Here is an 18027-nt window from a genome sequence, read left to right as displayed (position 1 = left end):
TTTTGATAGTTCTGTGAAGTATCTTTAATTCGTCTTCGTTCGGTTCAATATCTTCCAAACGGAAAGATTCTTCAGCGCCGGAATGATATAATCTCCAGACACGATTTAAGAAACGGAATACACCTTCTACACCTCTTGTGCTCCAAGGTTTTACCATTTCGAATGGTCCCATGAACATTTCAAAAAGACGTAAACTATCCGCTCCGAAATTCGTAACCACTTCGTCAGGATTGATCACATTCCCTAAAGACTTGGACATTTTTCTTTTGTCTTCGCCTAAGATCAAACCTTGGTGAACCAATTTTTTGAAAGGTTCAGGAGTAGTTACATAACCTAAATCGAATAATACCTTATGCCAAAAACGAGAATACAATAAGTGAAGAACTGCATGTTCTGCTCCGCCAACATATAAATCCACTGGCATCCAAGCTTTTTCCAGATTCGCATCCACAAACTTGTCAGGATTTTCCGGATCTATATAACGTAAATAATACCAGCAAGAACCTGCCCACTGAGGCATCGTGTTTGTTTCTCTGGTTCCGATCTCACCTGTTTCAGGATCTTTGTATTTCAACCAATCCCCTGCTAAGGCAAGAGGAGATTCTCCAGTTCCGGAAGGTTTAAATTCAGATAAATTAGGAAGTTCTAATGGAAGTTCGGACTCAGGGATCGCCTTTGTCACTCCGGAAGGATAATGAACTAAAGGAATAGGTTCTCCCCAATATCTTTGGCGGGCAAACAACCAATCTCTTAGTTTGAATTGGGTTTTCCTTCTTCCGATTCCTTTCTTCTCCGCCCAATCAGCAATTTTGGAAAATGCTTCCTTATATTTCAGACCACTGATTGCAACTTCGGAAGAAGAAGAATTGATACAAACTGATTCTTTAGAATCGAAAGCTCCCTGAGAAAGATCACCTTCGATTACTTGTAGTATATCCAACCCGAAAGCTTTTGCAAACTCATAGTCTCTTTGATCATGAGCAGGAACCGCCATGATAGCGCCGGTTCCATAACCATACAGAACATAATCACCAATCCACACTGGGATCTTTTTAGAAGGATCAGCAGGATTTAAAACGTAAGCCCCAGTGAATACACCGGACTTCTCTTTAGAAAGTTCCGTTCTATCCAGATCACTCTTTAAAGCGGAAACCTTTTTGTATTCCTGAACCTTCTCCCATTGTTCCTTGGAAGTAATTGAATCCACCAAAGGATGTTCCGGAGCAAGCACCATATAACTTACCCCAAATACGGTATCAGGACGAGTGGTATAAACCTTGATGCCGGTCTGCGGAGAAGAAGGTTCAAAAGGAAATATAAGTTCCAGACCTTCACTCTTTCCGATCCAATTCTTCTGCATCTCAAGCGTAGAGCTTGGCCAAGAAACTAAAGATAAATCCTCTAGTAATCTTTCTGCGTATGCAGTGATACGCATCATGTACTGTCTCATAGGTTTACGAACTACTTCGTATCCTTTTCCAACCCATTCTTCTACTTCTTCGTTTGCTAGAACTGTTCCGAGGCCTGGGCACCAGTTTACTGGAATTTCTGCCTGATATACTAAGCGAAATCCGGAAAGTATGGTTTCTTTCTTTGCATTTGAAAATTCTTTCCAATCTTTTGCGGAGAAGGTTTCGAGGTCCTCAAACCCTTCTGAACCTTTGGATTCGAGCTTTTGGACTAATTCTGAGATTGGTCTAGCTTTGGAAGCCTTTGGATCATACCAGGAATCGTATAATTTCAAGAAGATCCACTGGGTAAATCTATAGTATTTCGGGTCTGTAGTGGAAATTTCCCTGTCCCAATCATAGGAAAGACCGATCAATTTGATCTGTCTTCTGAAATTGTCCACATTCTGCTTTGTAGTGATAGCAGGATGGATCCCGGTCTGCATTGCATATCTTTCTGCAGGAAGGCCGAACGCATCCCAACCCATTGGATGCAAAACTTCAAAACCCTTCATTCTTTTGTAACGAGAAATAATGTCTGTAGCGGTATAACCTTCAGGGTGACCAACGTGCAATCCCGCACCAGAGGGATAAGGAAACATATCTAAACAATAGAACTTTGGTTTAGAAGAGCGTAGATCCGTTCGGAAGGAAGAATTTTTTTCCCAGTAGTCTTGCCATTTTGATTCAATTTTCCGAAACGGATAGTCCATACCGTGAAGTTTTTTCCTCGGGCCTAGAATCCAATTCTTTTTTGTTATACTGGAAGGCTATTATAGAGCTGAAAATTCGGAATTAGAAAGGTTTCCTTACTTTTAAGAAGAAAAAAGCCATTAGGATTTGTTACTAGAAGAAGTGTTTTTAAATTATAGGGAACCAAAGAGTTGAATTTGGGTCCGAAATGAAGAAAGCCGGAGGGAAACCGGCTTTCTCTGGGAGTGAAATTCTAAGCTCTTGCTTAGAAAACGGACAAAAATATTGGATGAGAATCTGACTTATTTACGTACTGAGTCAATAACCTTGATAAGTCGACGAAATGTTAGGTTCAAACAATCTCGACAGAGGTCGTACTGAAAGAGATTCGGTGTTTCTTTACCGCATCCTTTACATGTATAGTGCTTACTTTGCGCTTGGGTAAGTTCCGCTTCTTCTTCGTTCAAATCCGTCACTGCTAATAATTGCATTTTGCTCCCAGAAAATTCCATCGATTATCTTTTTATTTACGGAGTGTAAATAAGTCCGAAGATTGATTCTTGCTTTCGGAACTTCTCTCCGTACGTCGAGAGTTACTTTATAAAATCGGCTCACTCTAGAGTCAAAAAAAATTAGGTTGGAAGTTTGTGAAAATGACTGCAATTTTTTTGAAAAAAATTCTGAGCGCGGTTTTATTTGGAATAGATTTTCAAGTTCGGTTTTTTTCAGGTAAAAATAAATTTCCTGTCAAGTGCCGAGTTTAGGTCAGTCAAAACGAAAGGAAGGTGATAATTTGTTATCTATATCAGGCTTAAACAAGTCTTACACAGTTGCAGACCAAACATTTAATGTATTAAAAGATGTTTCATTCCAGGTAAAGTCTGGTGAATTCGTTGCTGTGATCGGACCTTCCGGTTCAGGCAAGTCCACGTTACTCGCAGTTTCAGCTGGATTAGATAAAGCTGATTCAGGAATAGTATCGTTAGATGGAATATCTCTCTTTGACAAATCAGAAGACGAATTGTCAAAGATCAGAGGAGAACAAATAGGATTTGTATTCCAAAACTTTCAATTGATCAAGACGTTAAATGCTTTAGAAAACGTTTCTCTTCCTCTTGCTTTGACAACAAACCTTTCAGAAAAAGTGATACATGAAAAAGCTATGTATTGGTTAGAGAAGGTTGGTATCGCGCATAGGGCACATAACTTTCCAAGCCAACTTTCTGGGGGAGAAGAGCAAAGAGTAGCTATCGCCCGTTCTTTTATACATGAACCTAAACTTCTTTTTGCTGATGAACCTACTGCAAACTTAGATAAGAAGAATGGTGAGAACATAATGTCTCTTCTAAAACAACTGAATAGAGACCGTAAATCTACTTTGTTAGTTGTTACTCATGATCCTAAGGTCGCTTCTATGGCAGATAGGATCTTAGAAATGAGAGATGGAGTAATTTTGAGCGGTGCAAAGCCCAAAGTAACTGCTAAGAAGACCGCATCCAGGAAGAAAAAATGAATATCAGATTCTTCCTAAGGGTAATGTTCAGAGAAATCTTTTCTAAAAAGACCTCTTCCTTACAGATCATTCTTGCAATCACAATCGGAACTGGAGCTGTTCTTGCAGTTCATTCGTATAGGGACCAATTTACATCTTCGATTATCAGAGAAGCCAAAAACATCATGGGTTCGGACCTGGTGGTTACGAGCCCTTCTCCGCTCACCTCGGAACAAACAGCGTTTCTTTCCAAGGAATTGCCAAAAGGAAGCAAATTATCCGAATTAGTGCAGTTCCCTTCTATGCTCCGAAACCCTAATTCCCAGGATTCCAGTTTATCTTTGATCAAGGCGATCCGAGGCGATTATCCATATTTTGGAGAATTAGAGACGGAACCCAAAGGCCTTTTTCGTAAATTAAGACCTGGAGAAATACTCTTAGAAAGCGGACTGATCAAAAATTTAAAACTTAAGATCGGTTCAAAGGTTCAATTAGGAGAAAGTAATTTTGTTTTAAAGGGAAGTATCTTAAAAGAACCGGGAATGGCAGGAAATTTTCTCTCCATGGCGCCTAGTTCCATTATAAAAAAGGAATCTTTAGCCGAAACAGGATTAGAGCAGAGAGGTTCCCGGATCAGCTACCAGGTGCCCATACTTCTTCCGAACGGAACAGATGCAAATGCATTCAAAAAAAGTAAATTTTCAGAATTCGCAAAGAATGATCTGATCTTATACGAAAGCACCGAAGCAAACTCAGGATCCCAGAAGTTCCTTACGAATACATTGGATTTCTTTTCCTTATTGGCATTATGCGCATTCTTCTTGGGAGGAATTTCTATACTTCTCACAAGCAGAGCTGTAGTAAGATCAAAATCCACTACATTCGCAGTTTATAAGTGTTTAGGTGCTGGGCCTAACCTAGTTTTAGGTCTTGTACTTTCTGAACTTCTAATATTATCCACGATTGGCGCTATATGTGGATTTTTATTCGGAAGTTTCCTACAGACTCAGATCCCGAATATGGCGGATAAAGAATTTCTTTTTGAACCAAAGCTGATCCCGGATCTAAAAGCATTTTTCTGGGCGTTCGTGCTAGCATGGGTAGTCCCATTAGTTTCCGCGTGGGAAAGTCTTTCCACTACTCGTAACCTAAGTCCGATGTATGCTCTTAAATCTGATTTTGCAAATGAACTTTCTTCTGTTCCAAAACTGAAATTCAAACAGTCGATCTCATTCATCGCTGTATTCGGATTATTTTTCGTATTAGCTTGGTGGGAAACAGGAGATTGGATCAAAGGACTAATTCTTTGCGCAACTCTGCTCTTCTTGCCTGTAGTTATATATCTTGGAATTTTAGGAATTCGTTTTGTGATCCGATTTTTATTACAAAGGTCTGAATTCTCCGCAAGTGTAAGAATGGCATTACGAAAACTAGATAGACCTAGAACGGGACTTTCTTGGGTTTCCGTTGGACTTGGTTCTTCAGTTTTTGTATTATTACTCAGTATTTTTTTAAGCGATAGCTTATTAGAATATAGCGGAGCAAAAGACAAGGAAAGAAGACCGAATATGTTCGTGTTGGATATACGGCCGGAACAACTGGAAAGTTTCCAACAAACGGCAGAGAAGTATAAAGTAGAAAAACTTTTAACCGCACCTGTGATTGGAGCAAGGCTCACTCATGTAAACGGAGAGCTTGTTAAAAAAGAAGATATGGAACTTTCCGCTCTCAGAAGAGATTGGAGGTCCACTGCAAGGACCAGAGAATATTTCTTATCCTATAGAGAAAATTTATATCCTACAGAGAATGTCACTGATGGAGATTTCTGGAGAAAAGGAGAAGAAGACCAGATCTCAGTCGAAAAAGAATTTTCCAAAAATTTAAAGGTGGATTTAGGAGATAAGCTTTCATTCTCCATTGGCGGAGTAGAAGTCACAGGAACCATCCGAAATTTCAGGACGGTCAATTGGTCCGACATGAGGCCGAACTTCGTAGTACTATTTTCAAAAGGTATTTTGGAAAAAGCTCCTAAGTTTTACTTAAGTTCGTTTTTGTTGGGATCCTCCGACTCTCGATATTCTCTCCAAAAAGAATTATCCAACGAATTCCCGAATCTTACGATCGTAGATACTGAAAAAGCAGTTCAATCTTTCTTAGGGATTTTAGAAAAGATGTCCTTTGCGATCCGTTGGATGACTGGATTAATCGTTCTATCTTCTCTGCTATTAATACTTTCTTCCTTAGAATTGAGCAGAAAGGAAAGATTGGAAGAGACTTCTCTTCTAAGGATCATAGGTGGAACCAAAACATTCTTACGAAAATATTTTTTAGCGGAGTCTTTACTTTTAGCAAACCTTTCCTTCGTATTGGCTTTCGTTTTGGTTTGGGGAGTTTCTTCCTATATGTCTGAGATCATATTCGAGATACAGGCAAGCGTTCCTTGGTTGGAGATTGGGATTTTTTATATTTCTCTGAACATTGCAGTAGTAGGAATGTATTTCGGAGCTTTAAGGAACGAATGGAGAAGAAGCCCTACTTTGTATCTGAAGGAAATTTAACCTATTTCGCGCTACCAGCTAGCAAATCTTCCGGTTTAGAATCCGATCTTACGGAACAAACCTTATAATTGGAAGCGGTCGGACAGGCCGCGGTTCCTGTGATCTTACATCCTTTATTTTCACAACGTTTCCTAGTATCGAAAGAATCGGATCCTGAAAATCTGCAATAGTCTCTGCAAGCGTCTGAACTATTTACGGAACAAAGATAACAACCGTCTGCGGAAAGATTTTGGGTAAATCCTAAGGACACAAAAAAGAATATGACAGAAAGTGAATATAGAACCTTTTTCAAATGAAACTCCTTAATCCTCGACCCAGAACTCCAAGATATCTTTTTTAAAACCGGGCTTTTACTTATTTCTGGAAGTTGTCGGACTTCTTCTCCACTTTATCTTCCAGAAATTCTGCAAATTCTATCTGACCTTGGATAAAATTCAAATTATAACGGCTTTCGTACAGTAAAAGACCGCTTGCGATAAACAAGAAAATTCCGCCGATCAATGCAAGTCCTGTCGCCACCCAAGAAGCCGGGCTGGAAATGGCTACTATGATCCCCAAGCTCAAACTGGAAGAAACAAAAAACAAAGTCGCAGTATAAAGAGCAGCCATGGATCTTTGGATCAGATTTGCTCTTTTCTTTTGGATCTTTAATTGTCTTCTGAGATAAGCTTGTCGTTCTTCCGGAAAAGAAAGTTTTCCATCCACGACACCTTCTATCTCATTCTTAAGTAAATTAACTCGATCGAATATTCTACCCAAACGATTCGCTGTAGAAAAGATCAAACTAGCACTGGCCGAAATTAAAACGGCCGGAGCGATCATTGCCGCTAAAATTTCCGTTCCGATCAAAGAAGAGATCATGCCTAGTTCAACATCGGGTCTTTCGTATGTTCCACGAAATACTTATACAATCCACCTTTACTCTTCAAGGCTTCTTGCCAAGTTGCTTCCGGGTCTTCCGTAAAGATCCACTCAGCATTTGGATCGTGAACCACCCAAGATTTACGTTCCATCTCTCCTTCTAGTTGAGAAGCTCCCCAACCGGAATATCCTTGGTAAACGTTAAACTTGGTTTTATCAGGATGTTCTAATAACTCCACCAGAGCTTCGAAACTTCTGGCGAGGAACACTCCAGGTATGACTTCGATCCCAGGTTGTTTTAATTTAGGATTATCATGAAGAATGGAGACAAATGTAGGATCCACGGGACCTCCGGAGTAGATCGGAGAAGAACCGTCTATTCCTTCCGGAATTCCTTGGATCACTTCGCTTAACGCAACATCCATCTTTTTATTCAGCACTAGACCGAATGCACCTGATTGATCGTGTTCGACCATCAGGATCACGGTACGATTGAAATAATCCGTTACGATAGATGAATTAGAGATTAATACTTTTCCGCCGAATCCGTTTTCCATACTGCCCGATCAGTTTTTATGTATCTCTTTCAAAATTCTGTACGCGATCTCCAGAGTTTGGATATCGGATCTTCCATCCACTAAAGGCTCCGTTTCTTTCCGGATACATTTTACAAAATGTTCATGTTCCTGTTTTAACGGGTTATCCTTGTGAACGAAGATCTTCTCCACAATGGATTCTTGGCGATATTTGATCTCTCCGGTCCTTAGAAGAATGTCCGAAGTGGCTTGTCTATGAAGTTCGATCTCTTGGTCGCTAAAATCCAATGTGATGTACACGTCTTTTTGAGTGATATTTAGGGTCCGAATTTTGGATTGTGTATTTCTGCTCGCGGAAATATTCGCGATCGCGCCATTCTCAAAATGAAGAATAACGGATGCTATATCTTCGTGACCGGAAACCACTTTGGTCCCCACTGCACTTAGATATTTGACGGGAGATTTTACTAGATTCAAAACGATATCTATATCGTGGATCATCATATCCAGAACTACTCCCACATCCTTAATTCTAGGATTAAAAGGGGCTAATCTTCTGGATTCGATCAACAAAGGTTCAGTCACGATCTTTCCGAGCTCCAGGACCGCACCGTTAAAACGCTCAACGTGACCGACTTGTAAGACCAGATTGTTTTTAGAAGCAAGGTCCACTAACTCTTTCGCTTGTTCTAAGGTTTCTGCAATCGGCTTCTCTACCAAAACATGTTTACCTGCGAGAAGCGCCTTTTTACCGATCTCATGGTGCAAGAATGTAGGAACAGCGATGATCACAGAATCAGTATGTTTTATCAGATCGTCTACAGTGGAGAAGGCGGAAGTTTTATGTTTTTCCGCCATTTGAGTGGCTCTTTCGGAATCAGAGTCGTAAATACCGATCAGCTCTGCGTCACTTAACGTTTTCGCCACGTTTACGTGGTATTGGCCCATATGGCCTGTCCCGATAACTCCGATCTTGACTTTGTTAGTCATGAAAATTCCTTTTTGTGAATATTACTTATTCGTAAAAATCTTACCCTTGGAACCGGAAATGGATTCTCCGGACTCACGGGCAAATTCTTCGATCAATTCTCTTTGTCGTCTAGTCAGTTTTTTAGGGATCTCGATGCGCACGATCACATGTTGGTCCCCTTTTCCATATCCGCCTAGATACGGAATGCCATGACCTTTTAAACGGAACACTTGGCCTGACTCTGTTCCTTCCGGAATTTTCATCTTCACCTTTTTGCCGTCTATAGTTGGGACTTCTATATCTCCCCCTAAGATTGCTTGGGTTAGGCTGATCTTTTTATTTAAGATCAAGTCGTTTGCTTGGCGTTCGAATAATTCATGTTTCTTAATATGTGTTACCACATATAGATCGCCATGAGGACCACCGTTAGGTCCCGCTTCTCCTTCTCCGGAAACTTTTAGTCTGCTGCCGGATTCGATACCAGGTGGGATCTTTATATTGATAGTACGTCTCTTTTCTACTAGGCCTTGTCCATGACAGGTCTTGCATGGATTAGAGATGATTGTTCCTTTTCCACGACAAGTGCCGCACGTAGTTGCCACGGAGAAAAATCCCTGAGATCTACGGATCTGTCCTGAACCACCGCAGTCCGGACAAGTAGCTGGAGTGCTTCCCTTGTTTGCACCGGAACCTCCGCAATCCACACAGGTTTCTAATCTTGGGATCTCGATTTTATATTCCCTGCCTAGAGCAGCGTCTTCGAGGGAAACTTCTAGATTATAACGAAGATCTGAACCGCGTTGAGGACCGGATCTGCGAGCTCCACCGCCCCCAGCTCTTCCCGCTCCTCCTCCGAAGAAGTCGCCGAAAATATCTCCGAAATCACCGAAGATATCGGAGAAGTCAGTATATGCTCCTCCTCCGAATCCGCCTTGAGCGCCTGCACCCACCCCGGCCTTGCCGTACTGGTCGTACATGCGACGTTTATTGGCGTCTCTTAAAACTTCGTAGGCCTCGGTAGCTTCCTTAAATTTCTCTTCCGCAGCTTTATCACCCTGATTCTTATCAGGGTGATATTTAATAGCTAACTTCCGATACGCGGACTTGATCTCTTCGTCAGTCGCGGTTTTGGAAACTCCGAGGATATCGTAGTAACTTTTGTCACTCATGTCTTAGTTACTTTTTCTCATCGTCCACTACGGTATAGTCGGCGTCCACGACCTTTTCTTCCTTAGCTTGGGAATTGTCAGCGCCTTCTCCTGGTCCCGCACCGTTAGGCCCTGGACCTGCTTCTTGACCTGGAGCGCCTTGGGAATAGATCTTAGAACCTATCTCCGAAGCTCTCTTAGTGATGGACTCTTTCGCAGCATTGATACGACCGATATCTCCTGATTCGATCGCTTCTCTTGCACGTTTGATCTCGTCATTCGCCAATTGTTTTTCGCTGTCGGAAAGTTTGTCTCCCGCGTCAGTAACCGCTTTTTCTAAAGAATAAGTGATCGTATCCAACTCATTCTTAGCTTCCACAAGTTCTCTAGCGGCTTTGTCTGCAGCGGCATGAGCTTCTGCATCTTTTACCATTTTAGAGATCTCGTCTTCGCTTAGTCCGGAAGAAGATTCGATACGTATCTTTTGTTCTTTACCTGTTCCCAGATCTTTTGCAGAAACATGCACAATACCGTTCGCATCGATATCGAATGTAACTTCGATTTGAGGAACTCCTCTTGGTGCAGGTGCAATCCCGATCAAATCGAATCTTCCGAGTGTACGGTTACCTGCAGCCATATCCCTTTCTCCTTGGAGAACATGGATAGAAACCGCATTTTGGTTATCCGCAGCAGTAGAGAACACCTGAGATTTTTTAGTAGGGATCGTAGTGTTTCTTTCGATCAGCTTGGTCATTACGCCGCCCAAAGTCTCGATACCGAGCGAAAGTGGAGTAACATCCAAAAGAAGAACGTCCGAAACTTCTCCAGCTAAAACTCCGCCTTGGATAGCCGCACCGATTGCAACTACTTCGTCAGGGTTTACGGAACGATTCGGTTCTTTTCCGAAAATTCCTTTTACAAGTTCTTGTACAGAAGGAATACGAGTGGAACCTCCCACTAAGATCACTTCGTCGATGTCGGAAGCTTTTAGTCCAGCATCACGTAACGCGTTCTCACATGGAATACGAGTTCTTTCCACCAAACGACCGGTCAACTGATCGAACTTAGCTCTTGTAAGATTCATATCCAAGTGTTTTGGTCCGGTTGCATCAGCAGTGATGAACGGAAGATTCACTTGAGTAGACATGGTTCCGGAAAGTTCGATTTTTGCTTTCTCAGCAGCTTCTTTCAAACGTTGTACGGTATTCTTATCTTGAGAGATATCGATCCCGTATTGTTTTTTGAATTCTTCGATCATCCATTCCATAATGACCATATCGAAATCGTCTCCACCTAAGTGAGTATCACCATTAGTGGATTTTACTTCGAATACTCCGTCTCCCAACTCAAGGATAGAAACGTCGAAAGTTCCTCCTCCTAAGTCGTAAACAGCGATTTTTGCATTACTCTTCTTCTTATCAAAACCGTAAGCAAGTGCGGCAGCGGTAGGTTCGTTGATGATCCTTTCCACTTCTAAGCCTGCGATCCTTCCTGCGTCTTTAGTGGCCTGACGTTGTTCGTCATTGAAATAAGCCGGAACGGTGATCACTGCCTTGGTTACTTTGTGGCCAAGATAATCCTCCGCAGTTTGTTTCATTTTCTGAAGAACACGAGCAGAGATCTCCTGAGCAGTGAACTCTCCGGTAGCGGTCTCGAATTTTAATCCGTCGTTTCCGCTACGGATCACTTTATAGGAAACGTGCTTCATCTCTTGTTCAGCTTCGTTGAATCTACGCCCTATAAATCTTTTTGCGGAACGAATTGTATTTACCGCATTGGTAATAGCTTGGTTCTTAGCGAATTGGCCTACCAAAGTTTCTCCCTTCGCAGTAAAAGCAACGATAGACGGAGTAGTTCTAGCACCTTCGGAGTTTTGGATCACTACCGGGTCCCCACCTTCCATAACGGAAACGCAAGAGTTTGTGGTCCCTAAGTCGATTCCGATAATCTTCTCTTTTGACATTTTGGTTTCTCCTTCCGCCATCTGAGCCTTCCCTCGGCGGTCATTCATGATTTAATTCGTTTTATTCAAGGCGCCAGGCGCCTAAGACCCAAAGCATTAAGCTTTGGGCTTTCCGATCCTTACCCTTGCAGGTCTTAAGGAAAACTTATCTTCATTTTCCTTAATATAGAATCCTGCCTGATAGACTTCGATCACAGTTTCTTCCTTGTATTGATCCCCTTCTTCGGAAGACAATGCTTCCATTAAAGTCGGATCAAAAGTTTCTCCTTGAGGATATTGTCTGAACACATTCGACTTCTCCAATACGGAATAAAATTCCTTTAAGATCATTGTTACTCCGTCCACGAAAGGTTTTAATTCTTCCGTTACAGTTACGCCGGAACCTACACGATCCAAATTATCGATAGGGTTCAAAAATTCCGTTACCAGAGATTTTACAGCTTCCCTCTTAATATGAGAAAATTCTTGTGCTGACCTTCTCTTATAATTCTGGAACTCGGCTCTTTCCCTGGTCCAAGAATCTTTTAAGGATTCGATCTCTTTTTTTGCAGCCTCTAATTCCTTACGTAAAGTTTCCTCTACGCTTTCCGGTTTTTGGGAATCATCCGAATTTTCTCCGGTAGGTGCCGCGACCGCTTCTTCTTGACTCATCTCTCTATCATTTCCTTGCATGGTTCGTTACTACTTACTAATACGCGTGATCATCTCCGAAACTAGTTTCGAAGTAAAATCCACAAGTGGAAGCGCTCTATGATAATCCATCCTCTGGGGACCTATGATTCCCATAGCGCCTATCCTTTTTTCTCCCATCCTATATCCGGAAGTGATGATACTCACACCACCCATTCTTCCGTCTCCGTCCTTTCCTATGACGGTATACACTCCATCATGTTCGGAATAATCTCCGAACATTCCAGTGAGGAATCTTTTATCATCCAGCAGGGAGAGAACCTGGTTGAGTTTTTCCTCTTCATCCTTAAATCTTCCGTATAAATTCTTGAGACCATCGATATATAAAGACACTTCGGAATTATCCGGCGTCATTGCAGCGGAGATCACTCCAGACACTTTATAAAAATCTAATGGTCCATCCTTTCTCAATAATAGAGAAGGTATCACCTTCTCCTGTATCTCGAACATATCATAACCCTTTGCGTTATCATTCAGATACTTTGAGATCTGATATAACTCTTCTTGGCTATAATTTCGATCCAAGAATACATTCCGGTTTAAGACAGCTCCGGAGCGCATTACCATGATCATCAAGACCTCGTCTCCATGAACATGGATCAATTCCACATGTTTGAGAGTGTCCAAACTTTTGGCCGGTCCTAAAACAACCCCCGCAGAATTAGAGAGACTAGCGAGAACACTTGCAGTTGCCTTCAAGATCTGATCCAACTTGAACTGCATCTTCAGGTATTCTTCCTGGATCCTTTGTTTTTCCTTAATGGTTAGCTCATAAAGAACCACCAACGAATCCACATAGAATCGATAGCCTATCTCTGTAGGAATCCTTCCTCCAGAAGTATGCCTAGAAGCCAGATATCCCATCTCTTCCAGTTCCTTAAGAACGGTACGGATAGAAGCCGGAGACAAACCAATATCATGTTTGTCGAATAAGGTTTTAGAGCCAACCGGACGGTTCTCTTGGATAAACTCGTCCACCGTGGCCTTCAGGATCATCCTATGTCTTTGGGATAGTTCCATAGCTATTCTTATTGGCACTCTGCATGTTAGAGTGCCAAAGTATCTCTCAAGTTTCCGAAAGATTCTAAAAAAGTCAAGAATTTTGGATTTTAAGCAGTCCCTGAGGCCGGTTGACAGAAAAAATGTTTAAAAATTTGTCCCTTATGGGATGCAGATTGAGTTTCCAAACATAGGAACTTCTACTTTCCTGCTTTTAAATCGAAAGAAGAAGGTCAACTGGACGAGACTTGGTTTTCGAAGGCAACGGCCTCTCCTTTAAGAAATTATTTGGTATCGTTCTATGATTCGCTCTAAATTTTAGTTTCGGAGCTTAATTCTATAATGCAACAATTCGAGAACGTAACAGTAATCAAAAAAGCAAACGTATACTTTGACGGCAAAGTCACTAGTAGAACTGTATTATTCTCTAATGGAGAAAAAAAGACACTCGGCATCCTAATGCCTGGTGAGTACGAGTTCGGAACCGACGATAAAGAAATTATGGAAATTCTAGATGGAGATCTTTCGGTCCAATTGCCTGGAAATCCTGAATGGAAGGAAATCAAAGGAGGACAATCTTTTGAAGTTCCTGCAAATTCCAAATTCAAACTGAATGTTAAAAAGTTAAGCGACTATTGCTGTTCCTATATTAAATAATCTATAGAAGTCGGGGTAATCCGACTTTTAGGGAAAGATGGCTGCTAAAAAAACTAAATCGAAAAAGCAAGTCAAGACCATTGCAACTTCACAACCTACTCCCGTTTTGACCGAATCAGGGCGGACTGTTGCTTATAGCGATGCGATCTTTTCGATCGCATTAACTCTAATGGCGCTTGAAATAAAGATCCCTACTCCCGAACAGATCGGTTCCAAAAATCTACTAGTTGCCTTGGGAGAAGCTTGGCCCGCTTATTTAAGTTTTTTGATCAGCTTTATGATCATCACGGTTGTTTGGACTAATCACCATACGATTTTCAGATATGTAAAGTATGTGGATCACAACTTAACCATACTGAACAATTTACTTTTATTGAATATAATCATTATCCCTTTTTGCTCCGAAATGTTGGGAGAATATATTCTTTTGGGCAATGAGAATTCAAAAATTGCTGCTTTGATCTATGGTGGTTGGGTTGCCTTGGGAGGAATTCCTTTCAATTTAGTCTGGAGATACGGAGTTAAAAAAGAATATCTCAGAAATCCGGAAGCGGATCTTGCAGAGATAGAAATGATCTCTAAACATTTTATAAAAGGTCCGTATATTTACTCTTTTGTAACTCTTCTCGCATTCATAAACGTATGGTTGAGTATCGCAGGATTTGTGATATTGATCCTGATGTATTTGGTCCCGACCACTTGGTTGTTCCGAAAAAGAAAACCGGCTTGAGTAAACCTGAGCCTGTTTGTTTTTCTTGTATTGAAGTCGGTCAATAAACACTTCAATCTACTACTTGACAAATTCGTTTTTCTAGCTACACTTCGCTTAGAGTCTGCTTAATCCGACAGAAGTCGGAGCGGAGGACCCAAATTTTGGGGCTAACCGTTCTCACGGGGGAAATCTCTCTTTCCTAGCCCGTCAGCTAACTTCGTAAGCATGGAGAGAAGACAGGAGTTCCTCCCAATCTTCCCGGCTCATTCTGACTTCGGGATTTTTTCATCCAACGAAATAGTTCCGGGGAAATTATAACCTAGGAGGCGAAAATGAAAGTCCTAATTTCGTTTGCCAACCCTAAGATGGGGGCAAAACTTTTCGGGCTAGCAAGGGCCCTATTCTCTAAATCCAAAGAGAATCTTTCCATAGTAGCGTTACACGTCGTTTCAGTGGAATCCAAATCGGAAGGATTCCCTATATTAGAAGAAGATGAAATTTTCCAAGCAGTTAGAGAGGAAGCTGCCGGTTCGGAATTCAGTTTTGAAACTGTTGGATTTCCTTCGGACTGGATTGTTCCAGGGATAGTAGAGATCGCAAAAAGTAAAGAGATCGACTTACTTCTATTAGGCGCTGCGCGTTCCTTATTTTCCGAAAATCTACTCGGAGGAAAAGTGGGAGATGTGCTTAGGAATTTGTCCGAACTTGATATCGCAGTTCTCGCGGATAACGGATTGGTTGCTCCAATCGAACCGATTATCTATTCTCCAGGTTTGGATTCTGCTCCCCTTTTCCCGTTCTCCGCTAGTCTTTCTACTTTTATAGAAAAGCCGATCCCTGTTCTTTCGGGAGTCAATCAGTCGGAGTTTGGACTAACTCAAACAAATCAGTTCAAACCATGGATTCCATTCTCTTTGAATGCTGCTGCAGATCAAACCAAGAACCTGGCAATTTTGGACTACAATACTTACAAGTCCTTTCACTCGGTTTTACTGGATAGGAAAGGACTCTCCTTTTTAATTTTAAGAAAAGGGAATTGAAAATCGGATCTAAGTTCTAAAAAACTTATACATAGCGTATAAGTTTTTTGACTATGAGCCCAACTTCTTGGTCGCGTTATTTGCATTTGCCGCCTTACTGAAAATAGGCGGTCTTTCTCCTTAATATTATCTTTTCCTTGCCTGAAAATATAGAAGGTTTGATCCTTTCCGAAATCGGAAGGCGCACTTGAAGGCTAAAATTTTAAATCCTGTTCTAATTCTATTCATCCTATCCATAATCTCCGCCATATCGATATTCATTTTTGTGATGACTTATTCTTCTCCTACTGAGAGAAGCCAAGCCTCTGCTACAAATACTGAAATCATAGGATTGATCTGGTTGGTAGTTACCGTATTAATTTTATATAATGCAGGAATTGCTTCTTTTCGGAATCTATTTTTGGAAAAATTCTCAGTGACCCAAGAAGGTTTAGGAAGTCTTAAGGCTTTGTTTTTCAGCATTGTCAGCCTCGCGTTATTTCTAATCGGCTCCAAACTAGGAAGCTTGTTTAAGACGGAGATCAGTATTCCTGAGCTTCTAATGGCCGTTCCTATCGTCTTAGTAGCGACCTGGGAAAATTTTCTGACTAAAACGATTGGTTTAAAATTCAGATCCGTTTATCTAATCTTTACGGCAATATTTCAAATTATAGTTTATATAAGTTTTATGCTCTCTTTTCTAACAATGGCCAGTTTAGACGGATTCGACTGAAACCTGTCGAAGAACGGCTCATTCAAAACGATTTTTGAAAAAATTCGGATCCGTTCTGGATCTAAAGGTTTTTTCCCGTCTTAAATGAAATGCCGACCATTCTGGACTTCGTTCATAGTGTTTTTACCCGAGTTTATCCCAAAGATTCCTTCATATTCAAAGAAGGGGAAGAGTCCGACGGAAACATGTATTTCCTCTTCCAAGGACATTTAAAAGTCAGTAAGAATCGCCCGGAAGCTGGAGACAGGTCCATCAAAGAAATTTTTCCCGGAGAATTTTTCGGAGAGCTTGCTTTAATTTCCGGAAGATCCAGAGCAATGTCGGTCCAAGTGCTTTCTCCTTCTGCAAAGGTCGGAGTTCTGAATAAGGGTGTTTTCGAAAAACTCGAAAAAACAAGTCCTCAATTCCTTCTTTTACTTCTCAAAAACACTTTCGAAAAACTGAATCGAGCAGAAATGAAACTGGAAACTCTTTATACAGAGATCCATAAAAGAGAAGAAGGTTCCAGAACGACCGAAGGACCTATAGCAGAGAGCGAAACGGAAACTTTGGAAGCCACAAACTCCGAGACTACTCAAGAAGAAGCTCCCACGGAAACAGCAGTAAATAAGGAATCATAAGATGGGAATTAATATTTTAGAATTCATCAATAACGTATCAGTTAAGACCTATCTAACCGGAGAAGAAGTTTTTAAAGAAAAAGATCCTTCCAACGGAATGATGTACTTCGTATTCACAGGGGCATTGGAAATCAGAAAGTCATATGATGGAGAAGAGAGAGTGATCCGAAATTTAGAACCAGGATCCTTTTTCGGAGAGATCGCACTGATCAATAATGTCCCTAGAGCGGCGACTGCCAGAGTGATCACTGAAAAAGCAAAGATAGGTATCTTGGATCAGGAAATGTTCTATAGGATCGGACAAACAAATCCTAAATTTTTTTCGATCCTTCTAAATACAACAATCCAAAGACTAGTTTCTATAGAAGATGAGATCGCAAAATTAAGTTCAGGACAAACAGCATATCCGACCCGTAGTTAAGAGTAATTTTCCGATCAGGCTACCTTCTTCTTTTTAGAAATCTCCGGAGAAGGAATGTCCGAAAAGTATCTACTTAACAAAAACGTAAATAAGTAACACTTGGAAACTCCGTGTTTTCGCGCATAGTTCCCTAAAAGGTTCCAATCTTCCAAATCCGGTCTAAAATTTAGGCGACTCCAGTTCTTCTGCCTGCCTCCTTCTTTTTTTTGATACATCATCAATGCGGAGTCCGGGTTCAATTTCTCATGGAAATGTAGATCCGGCCCGTAAAGTTCTAATAAATCTTTCAGACATGTGGCTCCCGGCCTGGACCCGTTCCAGTTTTTCAGATAATTTTTATACAATTTGTCCGGAAGGATCAAAGTGCAGACCGGCAAGGATTCTCTGGGAGACTTTACTTTCCAAGATTTACTTTTGATAGGTTTGGGGTTTAATATTAGTTTGAACTTCATACTCGTCCCCGGTCCTGATACGGGCTTGGCGCTTACGTTTTTTAGCGATAAATTC

General features: G+C 41.2%; 19 protein-coding genes and 1 riboswitch. Of the genes, 8 read left to right on the top strand and 11 right to left on the bottom strand.

The features are described from left to right. Positions 1-2161, bottom strand: a 2161-nt coding sequence (gene leuS, locus CH352_RS10015) for a leucine--tRNA ligase (RefSeq protein ID WP_100733510.1), incomplete at its 3' end; no start/stop codon positions are given. Positions 2162-2443: 282 nt separating this feature from the next. Further along, positions 2444-2632, bottom strand: coding sequence for a hypothetical protein (locus tag CH352_RS10010; RefSeq protein WP_423789679.1), 189 nt, complete (start codon positions 2630-2632; stop codon positions 2444-2446). Between the two features lie 302 nt (positions 2633-2934). Between CH352_RS10010 and CH352_RS10005 the strand changes: the two genes are divergently transcribed. Then, positions 2935-3654 (top strand): ABC transporter ATP-binding protein, encoded by a 720-nt coding sequence (locus CH352_RS10005; protein WP_100705136.1) that lies wholly within the window; start codon positions 2935-2937, stop codon positions 3652-3654. Further along, complete coding sequence (locus CH352_RS10000; protein WP_100705135.1) at positions 3651-6191, top strand: ABC transporter permease; 2541 nt, start codon at positions 3651-3653, stop codon at positions 6189-6191. Before CH352_RS10005 ends, CH352_RS10000 begins: the two co-directional genes overlap by 4 nt. A gap of 1 nt (position 6192) precedes the next feature. Here the strand turns inward: CH352_RS10000 and CH352_RS09995 are convergent, their stop codons facing one another. The 8 genes from CH352_RS09995 to hrcA all read right to left on the bottom strand — a co-directional run bounded on the left by CH352_RS09995 (position 6193) and on the right by hrcA (position 13379). Further along, on the bottom strand, positions 6193-6483 hold the full coding sequence (locus CH352_RS09995; protein WP_100705134.1) for a hypothetical protein: 291 nt from the start codon (positions 6481-6483) through the stop codon (positions 6193-6195). 62 nt (positions 6484-6545) lie between these two features. Next, positions 6546-7052 (bottom strand): DUF2721 domain-containing protein, encoded by a 507-nt coding sequence (locus tag CH352_RS09990; RefSeq protein WP_100705133.1) that lies wholly within the window; start codon positions 7050-7052, stop codon positions 6546-6548. Between the two features lie 2 nt (positions 7053-7054). After that, positions 7055-7609 carry a YqgE/AlgH family protein gene (locus CH352_RS09985; protein ID WP_100705132.1) on the bottom strand — a complete coding sequence of 185 codons (555 nt, stop codon included), beginning with the start codon at positions 7607-7609 and terminating at the stop codon, positions 7055-7057. A gap of 9 nt (positions 7610-7618) precedes the next feature. Further along, entirely contained in the window at positions 7619-8578 is a 960-nt protein-coding gene (locus CH352_RS09980; RefSeq protein ID WP_100705131.1) for a Gfo/Idh/MocA family protein, read from the bottom strand. Between the two features lie 21 nt (positions 8579-8599). Then, entirely contained in the window at positions 8600-9727 is a 1128-nt protein-coding gene (gene dnaJ / locus CH352_RS09975) for a molecular chaperone DnaJ (protein ID WP_100705130.1), read from the bottom strand. Between the two features lie 7 nt (positions 9728-9734). Further along, positions 9735-11669, bottom strand: coding sequence for a molecular chaperone DnaK (gene dnaK, locus CH352_RS09970; RefSeq protein WP_100705297.1), 1935 nt, complete (start codon positions 11667-11669; stop codon positions 9735-9737). A 96-nt stretch (positions 11670-11765) separates the two neighbouring features. Next, a complete protein-coding gene (gene grpE, locus CH352_RS09965) occupies positions 11766-12320 on the bottom strand; it encodes a nucleotide exchange factor GrpE (protein ID WP_100705296.1) in 555 nt (184 codons plus the stop codon). Positions 12321-12350: 30 nt separating this feature from the next. After that, a complete protein-coding gene (hrcA, locus tag CH352_RS09960) occupies positions 12351-13379 on the bottom strand; it encodes a heat-inducible transcriptional repressor HrcA (RefSeq protein WP_008595457.1) in 1029 nt (342 codons plus the stop codon). Positions 13380-13700: 321 nt separating this feature from the next. Here hrcA and ppnP point away from each other — a divergent pair, with 321 nt between their 5' ends. The 6 genes from ppnP to CH352_RS09930 all read left to right on the top strand — a co-directional run bounded on the left by ppnP (position 13701) and on the right by CH352_RS09930 (position 17520). Then, a complete protein-coding gene (ppnP, locus tag CH352_RS09955) occupies positions 13701-14015 on the top strand; it encodes a pyrimidine/purine nucleoside phosphorylase (protein WP_100705129.1) in 315 nt (104 codons plus the stop codon). A gap of 37 nt (positions 14016-14052) precedes the next feature. Then, positions 14053-14745, top strand: a complete 693-nt coding sequence (locus CH352_RS09950; RefSeq protein WP_100705128.1) for a TMEM175 family protein — start codon at positions 14053-14055, stop codon at positions 14743-14745. A 94-nt stretch (positions 14746-14839) separates the two neighbouring features. Further along, a riboswitch (cyclic di-AMP (ydaO/yuaA leader) is annotated at positions 14840-14967 on the top strand. A gap of 92 nt (positions 14968-15059) precedes the next feature. Then, positions 15060-15767 carry a universal stress protein gene (locus tag CH352_RS09945; RefSeq protein ID WP_100705127.1) on the top strand — a complete coding sequence of 236 codons (708 nt, stop codon included), beginning with the start codon at positions 15060-15062 and terminating at the stop codon, positions 15765-15767. Between the two features lie 187 nt (positions 15768-15954). Continuing rightward, the gene (locus tag CH352_RS09940) at positions 15955-16479 is read left to right on the top strand and encodes a hypothetical protein (RefSeq protein ID WP_100705126.1); all 525 of its coding nucleotides are present in this window, start codon (positions 15955-15957) and stop codon (positions 16477-16479) included. Positions 16480-16568: 89 nt separating this feature from the next. Next, positions 16569-17099 carry a Crp/Fnr family transcriptional regulator gene (locus CH352_RS09935; RefSeq protein WP_100705125.1) on the top strand — a complete coding sequence of 177 codons (531 nt, stop codon included), beginning with the start codon at positions 16569-16571 and terminating at the stop codon, positions 17097-17099. Between the two features lies 1 nt (position 17100). Further along, on the top strand, positions 17101-17520 hold the full coding sequence (locus CH352_RS09930; protein ID WP_100705124.1) for a cyclic nucleotide-binding domain-containing protein: 420 nt from the start codon (positions 17101-17103) through the stop codon (positions 17518-17520). A gap of 14 nt (positions 17521-17534) precedes the next feature. On the opposite strand, the gene CH352_RS09925 is transcribed toward CH352_RS09930, so the two are convergent. Beyond that, on the bottom strand, positions 17535-17972 hold the full coding sequence (locus tag CH352_RS09925; RefSeq protein ID WP_100705123.1) for a DUF1564 family protein: 438 nt from the start codon (positions 17970-17972) through the stop codon (positions 17535-17537). Positions 17973-18027: the final 55 nt, after the last annotated feature.

It is taken from the genome of Leptospira hartskeerlii, assembly GCF_002811475.1.
Taxonomy (GTDB): domain Bacteria; phylum Spirochaetota; class Leptospiria; order Leptospirales; family Leptospiraceae; genus Leptospira_B; species Leptospira_B hartskeerlii.
The sequence above is the reverse complement of the archived record's forward strand: the minus strand, read 5'-3'. Positions and strand labels throughout refer to the sequence as shown.

Excerpts from the sequence above, each read along its gene's own strand:
- CH352_RS10010 (WP_423789679.1), bottom strand. The coding sequence starts at position 2,632 with ATGCAATTATTAGCAGTGACGGATTTGAACGAAGAAGAAGCGGAACTT.
- CH352_RS10000 (WP_100705135.1), top strand. The coding sequence starts at position 3,651 with ATGAATATCAGATTCTTCCTAAGGGTAATGTTCAGAGAAATCTTTTCT.
- CH352_RS09990 (WP_100705133.1), bottom strand. The coding sequence starts at position 7,052 with ATGATCTCTTCTTTGATCGGAACGGAAATTTTAGCGGCAATGATCGCT.
- CH352_RS09985 (WP_100705132.1), bottom strand. The coding sequence starts at position 7,609 with ATGGAAAACGGATTCGGCGGAAAAGTATTAATCTCTAATTCATCTATC.
- CH352_RS09980 (WP_100705131.1), bottom strand. The coding sequence starts at position 8,578 with ATGACTAACAAAGTCAAGATCGGAGTTATCGGGACAGGCCATATGGGC.
- dnaJ (WP_100705130.1), bottom strand. The coding sequence starts at position 9,727 with ATGAGTGACAAAAGTTACTACGATATCCTCGGAGTTTCCAAAACCGCG.
- dnaK (WP_100705297.1), bottom strand. The coding sequence starts at position 11,669 with ATGTCAAAAGAGAAGATTATCGGAATCGACTTAGGGACCACAAACTCT.
- grpE (WP_100705296.1), bottom strand. The coding sequence starts at position 12,320 with ATGAGTCAAGAAGAAGCGGTCGCGGCACCTACCGGAGAAAATTCGGAT.
- hrcA (WP_008595457.1), bottom strand. The coding sequence starts at position 13,379 with ATGGAACTATCCCAAAGACATAGGATGATCCTGAAGGCCACGGTGGAC.
- ppnP (WP_100705129.1), top strand. The coding sequence starts at position 13,701 with ATGCAACAATTCGAGAACGTAACAGTAATCAAAAAAGCAAACGTATAC.
- CH352_RS09950 (WP_100705128.1), top strand. The coding sequence starts at position 14,053 with ATGGCTGCTAAAAAAACTAAATCGAAAAAGCAAGTCAAGACCATTGCA.
- CH352_RS09945 (WP_100705127.1), top strand. The coding sequence starts at position 15,060 with ATGAAAGTCCTAATTTCGTTTGCCAACCCTAAGATGGGGGCAAAACTT.
- CH352_RS09935 (WP_100705125.1), top strand. The coding sequence starts at position 16,569 with ATGCCGACCATTCTGGACTTCGTTCATAGTGTTTTTACCCGAGTTTAT.
- CH352_RS09930 (WP_100705124.1), top strand. The coding sequence starts at position 17,101 with ATGGGAATTAATATTTTAGAATTCATCAATAACGTATCAGTTAAGACC.
- CH352_RS09925 (WP_100705123.1), bottom strand. The coding sequence starts at position 17,972 with ATGAAGTTCAAACTAATATTAAACCCCAAACCTATCAAAAGTAAATCT.